9 protein-coding genes and 3 pseudogenes are annotated in these 12,881 nt (G+C 58.3%); all 12 read right to left on the bottom strand.

The window, feature by feature from the left end; translation table 11 throughout:
• Nucleotides 1-4 precede the first annotated feature (4 nt).
• On the bottom strand, nt 5-1,294 hold the full coding sequence (locus tag AB4Y32_RS22150) for an NAD(P)/FAD-dependent oxidoreductase (protein WP_368723390.1): 1,290 nt from the start codon (nt 1,292-1,294) through the stop codon (nt 5-7).
• Nucleotides 1,291-2,307, bottom strand: coding sequence for a 4-hydroxyproline epimerase (locus tag AB4Y32_RS22145; protein WP_368723389.1), 1,017 nt, complete (start codon nt 2,305-2,307; stop codon nt 1,291-1,293). The genes AB4Y32_RS22150 and AB4Y32_RS22145 overlap by 4 nt, the downstream gene beginning before the upstream one ends.
• A 55-nt stretch (nt 2,308-2,362) precedes the next feature.
• Complete coding sequence (locus AB4Y32_RS22140; protein ID WP_368723388.1) at nt 2,363-3,241, bottom strand: dihydrodipicolinate synthase family protein; 879 nt, start codon at nt 3,239-3,241, stop codon at nt 2,363-2,365.
• 32 nt (nt 3,242-3,273) lie between these two features.
• Nucleotides 3,274-3,939 carry an amino acid ABC transporter permease gene (locus AB4Y32_RS22135; protein ID WP_368723387.1) on the bottom strand — a complete coding sequence of 222 codons (666 nt, stop codon included), beginning with the start codon at nt 3,937-3,939 and terminating at the stop codon, nt 3,274-3,276.
• Between the two features lie 10 nt (nt 3,940-3,949).
• Nucleotides 3,950-4,618: an amino acid ABC transporter permease gene (locus tag AB4Y32_RS22130; RefSeq protein WP_368723386.1), complete on the bottom strand. Its 669-nt coding sequence runs from the start codon at nt 4,616-4,618 to the stop codon at nt 3,950-3,952.
• Between the two features lie 8 nt (nt 4,619-4,626).
• The gene (locus AB4Y32_RS22125) at nt 4,627-5,460 is read right to left on the bottom strand and encodes an amino acid ABC transporter ATP-binding protein (RefSeq protein WP_368723385.1); all 834 of its coding nucleotides are present in this window, start codon (nt 5,458-5,460) and stop codon (nt 4,627-4,629) included.
• Nucleotides 5,461-5,845: 385 nt separating this feature from the next.
• Nucleotides 5,846-6,676: a substrate-binding periplasmic protein gene (locus tag AB4Y32_RS22120; protein WP_368723384.1), complete on the bottom strand. Its 831-nt coding sequence runs from the start codon at nt 6,674-6,676 to the stop codon at nt 5,846-5,848.
• Between the two features lie 466 nt (nt 6,677-7,142).
• Nucleotides 7,143-8,190: pseudogene (locus tag AB4Y32_RS22115) on the bottom strand (diaminopropionate ammonia-lyase); the annotation flags it as partial.
• Between the two features lie 3 nt (nt 8,191-8,193).
• A pseudogene (locus AB4Y32_RS22110) lies at nt 8,194-8,979 on the bottom strand (amidohydrolase); the annotation flags it as partial.
• Nucleotides 8,937-9,498: pseudogene (locus tag AB4Y32_RS22105) on the bottom strand (tyrosine-type recombinase/integrase). The pseudogenes AB4Y32_RS22105 and AB4Y32_RS22110, both read right to left, overlap by 43 nt.
• 373 nt (nt 9,499-9,871) lie before the next feature.
• Nucleotides 9,872-10,900, bottom strand: coding sequence for a hypothetical protein (locus tag AB4Y32_RS22100; protein WP_368723383.1), 1,029 nt, complete (start codon nt 10,898-10,900; stop codon nt 9,872-9,874).
• 484 nt (nt 10,901-11,384) lie between these two features.
• A complete protein-coding gene (locus tag AB4Y32_RS22095; protein WP_368723382.1) occupies nt 11,385-12,755 on the bottom strand; it encodes an FAD-binding oxidoreductase in 1,371 nt (456 codons plus the stop codon).
• Nucleotides 12,756-12,881: the final 126 nt, after the last annotated feature.

Here is a 12,881-nt window from a genome sequence, read left to right as displayed (position 1 = left end):
TGTTCTAGAACCGGTAGGCACTGAATGGCGCAACGTTTTGCCTGGTCGGCCGGCCTGCTACCAGGTCGGCAATCAACCTCCCGGTTGTGGCGCCGAGCGTGAGGCCAAGCTGCCCATGACCGAACGCCATAAAAACATTGTCCAGCCTGCGAGAGCGGTCGATGATGGGTTTGGTGTCGGGAAGGAATGGGCGATATCCCACACCGTACTCGACCTGCGACGTCCGCATTTCCGGTAGCACGCGCTTCGCTTTTTCAAGGATGATGTCCGCACGTTTGAAATTTGGTTCGGCGCCATTGGCCGCGAATTCGATGGTGCCGCCAATCTGGAGACCACGGGTCATCGGGGTGAAGCAAAAGCCTCCGTCCGCATAGATGGTCGAGTGGCGGATTTCGATACCCGGGTCCGAAACTACGACCTGATAGCCCGCGATCCCTGCCAGCGGTACATCGATGCCAAGCGAGTTGAAGAACCTGCGTGTGCCCGTACCTGCTGCAACGACGACGTGGTTCGCTGCAACGCGTTCGCCATTCGCGAGCGTAACCCCGGTCGCTCGACCATTTGCCTCGTCGATTTTTGTGGCTTGAGTCCGGATGCGGCGGCCGCCCTGGGCAATGAAACTCTCCGTGAGTGCCGCGATGAAACCCATCGTATCGCTCACAGCGCGCCAGTCAGGGAAAATCATCCCGTGAGAGAACTTGCCGGCGAGTGCCGGTTCAAGGTCACTGATTTCCTTCGCATTGAGCCGCTGTGACTTGAAACCAAGTGACTGTCGCAGGTCCAGATACTGCTGCTCGTGGTCCAGTCCACGACGGTCGTCGAAAACTTCCAGAATGGGGCGCTCACCCATGAGCGTCTTGTCATCGCAGGCATCAAGCAGCGGAGCGAAGTCCGAATAGACGTCATGCGTAAGCGTGGCCATGGACTGGGCAATGTCCACGATCTTCGAGTGTCTCGCGCACATGAGAAACCGGACGAACCATGGGATGATGCCTGGCAGTGCGCTGGGACGAAGCGCGAGCGGCCCCTTCTGGTCCATCAACCAACCCGGCACCTTCATGAGAATGCCAGGTTTGGAGAGTGGAATGATTTCGCTCACGGCCATCTGGCCACAACTCCACTTCGCGGTGCTGTTGCCCGGCGCCTCCGGGTCGATGAGCGTGACAGCGTATCCGGCCCGCTGAAGATAGAGCGCGCAGCATACGCCCACGATTCCACCGCCTATCACTACGGCCACTTCCTGGACCGAAGGGAGCCCATCGAGCGAAGACGCTTCGCGAGGAACTGCGTTCAATTGACATACTCCTGCAGACTGAAACCATGAGCGTATGGCTGTGCGTCGTCGACGTAGTGTTCGGCGCGCCCCGTGAGCCATGCGCGACCTTCGACGCTCGGTAGAACCGCATCGAGACCGTTCTTTAGCGTCGTTGTTGATTCGACCCGACCCGTGAAACAGCTACCAATCAGGCTCTGATGCCGGAAGGCTTGCCCCTCCTTGAGAAGTCCGCGCGCATGTCGCTGTGCGACACGCGCAGACGTGCCAGTCCCACAAGGCGAGCGGTCGATGAGGCTGTCGCCTGCGATAACTACCGCGCGTGCGTCAGCACCATCCGATAGGGGTCCCCCTGTCCACATGGTGTGTTTGACCATTCGAATGCTCGGGTTGTCCGGATGGACCACTTCGATGGTTTCATTTACCGCGACCTGCATCTGGCGTCCCCACTCCAGAAGTTCATCCGGAGAGAAGTGCTCGCATCCGGGAAAGTTCGGCTGCACTTCGACGATCGGGTAGAAATTGCCGCCGTAAGCAATATCGACGTTGAGTCTGCCGAAATGCGGATGATCGATTTCAACGTCCCGATAAAGAAGGAAGCTCGGCACATTGGTAAAGCGGACCGTCTTGACGCGACCGCCTTCCATTTCATACGTGGCGGCCAGTTTTCCCGCAGGCACGTCAACGATGACCGTGCCGGGCAATTTCGGCTGGATAAGTCCGGCCTCCAGTGCAAACGAGATGGAGCCAATCGAAGCATGCCCGCACATCGGCAGGCAGCCCGAGGTTTCAATGAATAGCAGGCTCATGTCCGCATCTTCGGAAAGCGGCGGATAAAACAGTGTCCCCGACATATGGGAATGACCTCTCGGTTCGAGCATCAACGCCCGCCGAATCCAGTCGTGACTTTCGATGAGCGCCTTGCGGCGCGCTTCCATGGTCGCACCCGGCAGAGGCGGCGCCCCGTCAACCACCATACGAACAGGCATACCTTCAGTATGCCCTTCGATGCTCGCGAAGCTGTGTCTGCTCATTCCAGAATGTCTCGAAAGAAAAGAATGCCGGCGGATTGCTTCGCCGGCATATTAATCAAGCCTGCGCGGCTTCGAACACGGCCCGGAATTCGGCCTTTTCTTCGTCGGTGAGCGGTTGCAACGGCATGCGGGCTACGCCGACCTTGAAGCCGGCGAGTTCGCAGCCGTACTTCACCTTCTGCACGAACTTGCCTGCTTCCATGGTCGCCATGACCGGGAAGAGCGAACGCATCACATCCTGAGCGCCGCGAATGTCACCTGCCGTGAACTTGTTGTAGAAGTCCACCACCGGCTTCACGAAGCAGTTTGCGGGACCGCAAATCCAGCTGCTTGCGCCCCAGAGGAAGAAGTCGAGCGCCTGGTCATCAGAGCCGCACGACAGCTGATAGTTGTCCTTGTACTTCTCGCCGATTTCAATGGCACGCAATAGATTGCCGCTGCTTTCCTTGATACCGACGACGCGCGGGTTGTCCCTGAATGCGTCGAGCACGCTGAAGCCAACTTCCACGTTGGTCCTGACCGGATAGTTGTAAAGGACAATGTCGACGTCCGGCACCGCCTTCAGGATCGCTTCATAGTGGCCGATGAGTTCCTGTTGCGACGGCAGAGCGTAGTACGGTGGGGCGATGAGCACGTTCTTATAGCCCGCATCGCGAACGAGCTGAACCTGTTCGATGACTTCGCGCGTGCACGAACCGTTCGCGCCGCCGATAAGCGTGCCACGGTCACCCACCACTTCGAGAACCGTCTTCAGGATGGCGCGTCGCTCGTCGTGCGTCAGCGCATAGTATTCACCCGTCGAGCCCAGGGGCACGAACCCGCTGACCCCTGCCTTGAGCTGGAACTCGAGGATGTTGGCAAGCGTGTCGTGGTCGACAGCACCCGACGGGTTGAACGGCGTAACGAGCGCGGGCAGGATTCCTTTCATCTGCATGTGTTTCTCCACTTAACGATGGACTGGTTGGGTTAGTAGGCAAAACGCCTGAGCAATCGCGTTTCAACCACGCCGACCAGACGCGTCAGCGGGAAAGCGACGAGGAAATAAATGAGTGCGACAGTCGTCAAAAACTCGACGGGGCGCGCGGTACTGGTCGAGATGTTCTGCCCGACAAACATCAGGTCGGCGACACCGACGGACGAGATAAGCGCACTCTCCTTGAACAGACTGACAATGTTCGACAGCAACGGCGGAATCGCTCGCAGCAATGCCTGCGGAAAAATCACGTACAGAATTTTTGCCTGAGGCGAAAGGCTCAGCGCGATACACGCGTCGTGCTGCTCTGCCGAAATGGATTTCAACGCGCCGCGAAAGGTCTCGCTGGTAATAGCCGCCATGTACAGCGTCAGCGAAATCACGACGGACACATACGGCGGAATCGGAACCCTGAAGACCACGGGGAAGCAGAAGTACACCCAGAACAGCTGGATAAGCAAAGGCGTTCCACGGAAGAACTCGACATAAAGAGTTGTCGCCGCCTTCATCCAGCGCGAGGGAGACATTCGCAGCAGGCTGAGAACAAACCCGGCGAGACTGCCGATGACCGCGCAACTGCTCGTGAACGCGACGGTAAGCCCCAATCCCTTCAGCAATACCAGCCAGTACGGCAGGACGGTGAAAAAGTCGAGATGCATGGTCTTCCCCTCAACGCTGCACAGCGAGGTCCTGACGACGCTCGATAACATGGACGAGTTTTGCAATCGGCAGGGAGAGCGCAAAGTAGATGAGCGCGACTACCGTGTATGTTTCGAGCGGCCGATACGCCTCAGTCGCGAGGCTCTTGCCGACATACATGAGATCCGCAACTGCGACGATGGCGACGAGCGCGCTTTGCTGAAGACTCCCAATGCCATTGGTCATGAGGACGGGCATCGCACTACGAAGTGATTGCGGCAGTACCACGTAGACCGTGCGTTGCCAGGGCTTCAGCCCAAGCGCGACTGACGCGTCGAGATGTTCCTTGGGCACCGCCTGGACACCCGCACGATAGGCCTCGGCATTGAATGCCGTCAGGTTGAGACCGAGTGCCAGCACGCCCATCATGATGGGGTCGATAAACACATCGACCATCATCGGAATGCAGTAGAAGAACCAGACGATTTGAAGCAATGCGGGCGTGCAGCGGAAGAACTCAATGAACAGTTGCGCCGGCCAGCGAAGAATGACCCAACGGCTCATGGCGAGAAGGCACAGAAGAAATCCCAGCACGAGGCCCATGATGTTCGATGCAATCGCAAGCTCGATGGTCACCTTGAGACCGGCAAGCAGCGCACCAAAGCTGCCTTGAAGGAAGTTGAAGTCGAAGTGATACATGGCAGACCTCAATCGAGATGCAGAACTTTTTCGAGGAATTCGCGAGTGCGGGCTTCTTTCGGGCACTTGAACATATCGGCGGGTGCGCCTTGTTCGACGATTTTTCCGCCCGCACAGAACACGACGCGAGTAGCAATGTCGCGCGCAAAGTGCATGTCGTGCGTCACGATAATCATCGCCATCTTCTGCTCGGCGAGTTGAAGCATTACGTTCTGCACTTCGACGATCATCTCAGGGTCGAGGGCCGAGGTCACTTCGTCGAACAACATCAGCTTGGGCTCGAGCATCAGGGCGCGAGCAATGGCGACGCGCTGCTTCTGGCCGCCAGAGAGCTGACTGGGATATGCGTGGAGTTTGCTTTCGAGACCGAGCCGTGCCAGATACATGCGGGCGCGTTCTGTTGCCTGCGCCCTGGAAAGGCCGCTGACCTTCACGGGCGCGAGGATGAGGTTGCTCAGGACGGAGAGGTGCGGGAACAGCGTGTAGTGCTGAAAGACCATCCCGATCTGCTTCTGCAGTTTGGTGTCGATACGCTTTGAGCGCCCGGCATCCGCGCCGTAGATGTACGGCTTGCCCTGAAAACCAATCTGTCCTCCCTGAATGCCTTCGAGCCCCATCATCACGCGCAGCAGAGAACTCTTGCCGCTGCCGCTCGGGCCGATGATGACGAGCCGGTCATCCGCACGCATGTCGAGATTCATATGGTCCATGACCACCAGGTTTTCGCCATAGGACTTGAACACGTCCTTGAATTGCACAAATTCGCCGGTCGTTGACGGCGAGAAATCCACAACGGCCGACGGAATGTGGTTTTGGGAAACCATGGTTTGGGGTGACAACATGAAATCTCTCCAGCGGAACGCGCCGATGGGCGCGTGATTGTGAATCGAATCCGGCGTTTCCTGATGTGCTGACACGACGCGCAGAAGTTGGCTGCATCGTCTCCAGCCTCACCTCCTATGCAACACACATTTTTGTGTTCCTCATTGTGTGCAGCGCTGTATGCAATACTAGGAGACAGTGTCTTGGGCTGTCAACGACTGTTGGCCAAATCCAGGGAAACCACCGAGCATAGGAGTGTTCCTGGTTGGAAAAGGAAACAAGCTCGGCGATGGCTGAAATGAAAAACGGCAGGAAGCCAGATCGCTCCCTACCGTGAAAGAGCAAGCATCGCAGTCGGCATGCTTCGACAAGCCCATTACGGGCTCGCGGCAATGCGAGGCGAAACTACTTGTTCGACGCCAGCATGGACTGGACGGACGCCTTGATGAGCCGATTGACGGCACCAGAACTGACTTGCTGGCTTAAATACTTGTTGAGAACGGCAATGTCGGCGGGCGGTGTGTCCTTGCGGACGCCAAATGCGACTTCCTGTTGCGCCAGCGGCGGAGTCGGTTGAATGGCGGCGGCCCAGTCCGGATGCGCTTCAGTCAAAAGCATATTGGTGATATTCGCGTCTGCCAGAAGGTCCGCGCGTTTCGACATCAACGCAAGACGCGTTTCGTCGTTGCCCGGCAGTCGCATGATTTGAGCTTGCTTGAATACGGCCGAGATCGCCTTGTCCTGCGCGGTTCCGGACATGACCGCGACATTCACGCCCGGCTTGTCGATTTCCGCGATCGTGTGAGCACCCTTGGGAATCTTTGGGTTGTTCTTGTTGTAGACGAAAGACACGTTGTAATCCGTCGCCGGCGCTGAGAAAGAAATTGCTTTTTCCCGCTCTGGCGTATCGTTCAGCGCCATCGACAGGTCCCATTTGTCTGACTGTAGACCGGCGACGATGTTGTCCCACGTCGTATCGACGAACTCGACCTTCACCTCGAGTACGTTCTGCCCAAAGTTTCGACACAGCTCCGAAAAGAAGCCGCTGTATTCCCCGGTTTTAGGATCGCGCATGACATATGGGGGTGCCACTGCCGCCCCGCACCGCAGAACACCTGCTTTCTTCACGCTTTCCCAGCCGGTGTCATCGGCACGCGACGGCGCGCTCGCGATAACGCAGCTGGCCGCGACCAGACACAGAAGAGCTTGATGAGTGAAACGAGACAGCCGAACCATAAGTGACCTCGCAAATAAGGATAATCCCGCAGACCTACACCACACATAACTGTGCATCTGTTTGTGTGCATCGTTGTATGCATATTAGGAAGTCAATATTTGGACTGTCAACTAGGCGATTGCCCTACCCTCAGGCTCGTCCGGTAGGGAGGACAAGGTCGGGGCAGGCGCGCGATCAGCTACGCGATGCCCAGGACCGCGACCTCATCAATCGTTCGTGCAATGGTGGCGGCGTCAGGCAATCGTCAATGTATGCAGGCGCCGATTTGATATCCGGGCCGATAACGCTGGTGTGCGAAGAGCAATGCGACCGAACGGATACTCCGCTTTAGCGCTATCCCCGATTGGTTTGTGTCCTGAAGCTCGACCGAGGGGCTTGACGATTCTCGCCACCGCGATCCGTCGTTGTCGTCCAAGGCAATGAATGCCGTCATCGCGCTGGCGATGACGGCGAGCGGGAGTTCGCTCAGGCTATCGCTTTGGCGCGCCAGGCCAGTTGGCGATCGAGGACGGATTCGGCGGACTCCCGACCAGTTCCTGATAGGTTGCGGGCGCGGTCGCGGTCGCGCCTTTAGTATTGACGAGCAATACGCAGGATGTGTATCGAGGCTCACTTGCCTGGCCAGCTGTTGCTCCTGCAACAATACGATGAGACCAGCGAGACCCGCTACACCCGACTCGCCAGCAACGATCGGTGTGTCGGTATCGCTGCCGGCAGCCGGAATACGCATGGCGTTCACTGCATCGTCATCGCTGATCGTCATGAAATCGTCGACACAAGGTTGGAGAAACTTCCATGCGAGCGGCGAGGTCTCGCCGCAAGCGAGCCCAGCCATCACGGAGTCGACCGAGCCCGTCGCACGCGCAGCGCGTCCCGCCAATGCACTCCGATACAGGCAGTCGGCCTGCTGCGGTTCGACGATAACAAATCGCGGACGATGCTCGCCATGAAATTCCCACAGGTAACTGGCCAATCCTGCTGCAAGGCCACCAACACCGCCCTGGAGAAACAGATGCGTATAGGCCGGCTGATCTGGCTGGCTATCGCTGTGCTCGATAATCTCCGCTGCAATCGTGCCGTAGCCTTGCATCACATCACGCGGGATGTCTTCATAACCGTCGTATGACGTGTCGGAAACGACGTGCCCGCCGTTCAGCGAAGCCAGGCGAGCCGCCTCTTCGACCGATTCATCGTAGTTTCCGGTGATCCGGACAATCTCGGCATCGTACGTGGCATTGGCCTCCTCGCGCTCGACGCTAACGTTGGCGTGCAGCACGATCACACAATGGCAACCAAGCGTTTGTGCGGCAGCAGCCAGTCCCTTTCCGTGGTTGCCGTCCGTGGCGCTCACCACCGTGAAATGCGTCAACAGGTCCCGAAAGCGTCCTTCGAAAAGACCACGCGCATCGAGATCATGATCCGGCCATAGCCGCTGGATGAGGCGCACCAGTGCAATGGGCGCACCCAGGGCCTTGAAGCTACCCAGTACGGAGCGCGCTGACTCGTCCTTGATGCGTTAGCCGACGGGCAACTCGAGCCGGGCAATCTCAGCGAAATATCGAGCTCCCGTCAAAAGGATTTCGTCATTGAAATCGTAGGTGGCGTTGTGGAGGGGAATACCCCCTTTCTCCACTGACTCGCCGTTGCCGATGAAGATGAAGTTGCCAGGAACGACCTGCAGGAACGCACCAAAGTCTTCCGAAATCATCATTGGCTGGATGTTGGCGTCGACGCCATCGCTTCCCGCCACATTGCGCGCCGCTGTTACCGCAACGTCCACGAATTGCTCCGAGTTAACCGTCGGAGCAAACTCGTGCGTGTACTCGAACGTGCAATCGGCACCATGTGTGCGGCAGATGCCTTCGCATACTTCGCGCATGCGAGTCTCGAGCAGCGTTTGCACTTCGCGCGAATAGCTTCGCGTATCGCCCTTGATGGTGACATTCGAAGGAATGACGTTTCTCAGGCCATCAGTGATGAATTCCGTGCAGGAAATCACTGCCTGCAGACTCCGGGCGAGATTGCGCGAAACGACGGTCTGCAATGCCATGACGATCTGCGACGCGATGACGATCGGGTCCACCCCCATGTGTGGACGTGCGGCATGTGTGCCGCGCCCCTTGATATGAATGACAAAGTTATCTTCACTTGCCATGATGCCGCCCGGACGCGTTGCAAAGGTTCCCGCACGCATGCCCGGCATGTTGTGCGCACCGAAGATCGGATCGAACGGGAACCGTTCGAACAGACCGTCGGCCATCATCGCCTTCGCGCCGCGGCCATGCTCTTCTGCCGCCTGAAAGTCCTGGTGCGTCGATAAATCAGCGAAGTCTTCGTTCGGCGCATCGTGTGAGTGCCGTACGCCGCGTCATCGAGTCTGATTGATGCGACCCAACGGTGAACGATGCGGGCGTATTGGCGTGTCGACACATGAGGTGAGGCATGAAGCCGGCTCGGAAAGAGAAAGTCCGCGGGTTTCAGTCCTCGCACAGGAATCCAGGCTGCGATGCTCTGCCGAGTTTGCTCCGTGATTTCGAACTGCACTGTCGTTGAGTTTTCTGCTGTATGTACGTTGCCCGCGAGACCACGTGGCCTCCTATGCAAATGTCCTGCACTTGCAGCCGCGTCAGATCGCACGCCCGAAGCTTGCTGTCGATCGCCAGGTTGAACAATGCCAGTTCACGAACATCCGACGACATCTGAAGTCTCATCTCATCCGAATCGCCCAGATTTCCCGGAGCTTCAATGGCGGCTTCTGGCCGGTCAATCTGCCCTTGTTCCACGGCACCCGCCGCCCACCGGAAGAATTAAGCGTTTCCATGTCAATCTCCTCGTCAACGAAGGGAGATCGATTGTGTGCTCGAGAGAGTGGTCGCTCTTCGACCCTTCTCGGCCGTTCGATGCATCGGCCGAAGGCGACGGCTCTCGATTGGCTATCGGCCGTTGAAAGCAAGCGTCAACAGCATACGCTCAGCGTCATCCTGCCTCGACGCCGAGGTTACTCGACTTCACATGCTTTCGTGTGAATGAGCAAAACGTCAGCTGACACCTCTACTTGCTTGCGCTGTGTGGCAAACAAACCCGCATGTCCGCCAGCATGAGCCGGAGCGACGACCGAGGCGCCTTCGTCCGAAGTCATCGGATCCTGCGGCTGCTCCGTTCGATCGAATTATTTGCCACCGGCTTCATCCGTTTCATTGAGCGTCGTCATTTTCATTCTGCCTGCTTCCTTCTGAGCGGACCGCAATCCCTCCCTGGGCGGTTGGACCGGCAGTGGAATCCTCGATGATCTGAGAGGGTGCCGCATTGCCTCGTGTGCCTGGCGCGAACGCGAGAATGCGCAGGTTCGGCTCGGCAACGAAGAGCCGACCGTCCGAGGAGACGGCGATCTTGTTTCCCGGCAAACCATTGTTAGTGATTCCCGTGGCTGGACCGCTGATTGTCCGAACGGGTGGCACGTCGCCGTTCGCCTTGGCGACAAAAACGCTCACCTGGCTTTGCGTCAGATCCGTCGACGTGTTGTAGACGAATAATTCGTCCGTACGAGGATCGACGGCGATCGTCATGTCGTTTCGTGAGAAAAAAATCCCGCGGCCCGAAAACAGGCCGGTTTTGGGACCCGTGAGGCTGCGCAGAAGAGGCGGGGAGGTCATGCTCCGGCTCGTGCCAAAGGTGTCGATGATCGCAGTCCCCTGTATGTCGTAACCCGCAATCAGCAGATTGTCGTCGCTGTCAATCGCAACGCTCTCGTACTGGCTCATATTCGGATCTGTAATGTGCATCGAAATGGCCAGAGGCCCGGAACTGTTGTTGGGAACAACGTATACACCCGCCTCGGAGGGGCGAATGCTCAGGACGAAATCGTTGAGGTGGGAATCCACCGCGATGCTGAGCAGATCATTTGTAAGCGTCAACATGAATGCGCGACTGGGCGCCTGATTTCCCTCGGCCTTCCGCGGAAAGATGTCGACAGTGCTGCTGGTGAGAAACTGCGCGACGTGAAAGGACTTCTTCCCGTCGATCACCGTCGCGCCAGCGGTCATAAGGGTCGTGAGCGGCCCTTGCAGCACCTGGCAGGGCTCGGTGGCACCGTTCGCGCGCAACGAGTACCCGCGAATCTGATCACCGAGAATGAGGAAGACGGCGTCGTTGGGGCAGGCCGCGTGCGCCTGCTGGACCCCGAACAGCATACTGAGGACGACGACACATAACACGGGTTTCATGACACGCCTCCTTGGTCACATTGTGCGAATGCGCCGTTCAAGCATAGACGCCGGAGGAGGCCGGACGAGTGCAGACCGGTTGAAACCTGTGTTTTGGCGGGCAATGCGAGGGGAATACCCACGGTATCCAAGGGTAGCCCGGCGTACCATCGCGTTACGGTCCTATGTCGTATATCGATGACCGTTATTTTTGCGCATGTTGGCTGGTTCAGGCGCAGCAACCAACGGTCGAAACCCCTGCCGAGTGCAAGGGTGCAAAACATTTCATTTTTCGCTCGCCACTCAAGTGGACTTTTGTAAGATCCCGTGCAAAGATCCAACCCTGATTTGACTCGCGCGTCGCGCCGATCAGATTCGGCGCGACGTGGGTGCCCTTCAAACGCGCGTGACACGAGCAAGTCACCCGGCGACGACGATGGCAATGTCGTCCGCATGTTTCCACTGAACACCACTACGCGGCGCGGGCGCGCGAGGCCGCGTAGGTTCACGCTTTCGGGCTAATGTTCTGGTTGACCCGAAAGAGGTTATTGGGATCGTACTTCGCCTTGATCGAGGCAAGGCGCGTGTAGTTCCCGCCGTAGCTCAGTTCGACTCGGTTCCCGGCCTCGTCGGCATCCATGAAGTTGACGTAGGCGCCTTCCAGATTGAACGGGTGGACGGCCTCCCAGTAGGCACGGCCCCACGTCTTGAGTGCCTCGGCGTCCTTGGGATCCGGGCTGATCGCCGCAATGACCATCGAAAAAGACGCGTCCCGCGCGCTCCACGGCGTGGCATCCTTGGCGACCCGCCGAACGGCGCCATCTATGGGATAAAGGTGCATCAGGCAGAAAGGAGTGGGTGCCTCGAGCGCGTTGGCGATGTGCACATCGATCGCCTCGTCAGGCAGCGCCTTGACAAAGTCCCCCTTCCAGTACCACTGCAAGCCTTTAGGAAAGAAGGGGTCGAACAGACTGTTGATGGCAGTCCATGGCATCTCGCCCATCCAGTTGAACAGCGGAGCGGGCAGTTTTTCGAGCAGCGAGGCCATGAGCTTATTGCCCTCTTCGATCGGCCCATTGAAAGCACCGATCAGAGCACAGGCGCGCTTGTTCCAGTGCTCCCTGGGGAATGGATCGGTTGGAGGCACGGTTTTGAGGCCGACAAAGAGGCCGAGTTCTTCGGGGGCGTCTGGGATGAAGTCGCGGTACATCGCCATAACTTGCCTGGCTTCCCGGGCGTCCCAGAAGATCGGACCGGCGAACACCATTTTGGCCGGGTGGGCCTGGAACAGAAAGCTTGTGGCCACGCCGAAGTTACCGCCGCCACCGCGCACTGCCCAGAAGAGGTCAACGTGCTGATCCTTGTTAGCGGTGACGAAAGAGCCGTCGGCCAGCACTACGTCCACCTCCAGCAAATTATCGATCGTGAGGCCATGCTTGCGCGTGAGGTAGCCGGTTCCTCCGCCCAAAGTCAGACCTGCGACGCCCGTGCTACCGACGATGCCCAGCGGTACCGCGAGGCCGAATGCGTGGGTTGCGTGATCGACATCCGCTGCAGTACAGCCCGGATCGACACGCACGGTGCGGCTCGCAGGGTCGACACGCACGCTACGCAACTGGGACAGATCGATGACCAGCCCACCCTCGCAACTGCCCAGACCAGGGCCGTTGTGTCCGCCTCCGCGGATTGCGAGAAGCAGTTCGTTATCGCGCGCGTAGTTGACCGCCGCTATCACATCGGCGGCATCGGTGCAGCGCGCGATCACCTTGGGCCGCTTATCGATCATGCCGTTGTACAGCGCTCGCGCCTCGTCATAGTCCTCGTCTGACGGACCGATCAGCATGCCGCGAAATCCCTGAATCGCGAACTCGTTCATGACGCTGCCTCCTTGAACAGTTAATTCATCGCGCACCCACGCGCGACGATGCGCCGACGTATCAAGAAGCCTCGCGCCGAACTGTCGATAAGGACAATATCTGGCGCATGGAATCAAATCGGCACC

This window comes from Paraburkholderia phymatum (assembly GCF_040965635.1).
GTDB classification, from domain to species: domain Bacteria; phylum Pseudomonadota; class Gammaproteobacteria; order Burkholderiales; family Burkholderiaceae; genus Paraburkholderia; species Paraburkholderia phymatum_B.
Note: the sequence above shows the minus strand (reverse complement) of the source record. Positions and strands in the feature narration are given on the sequence as shown.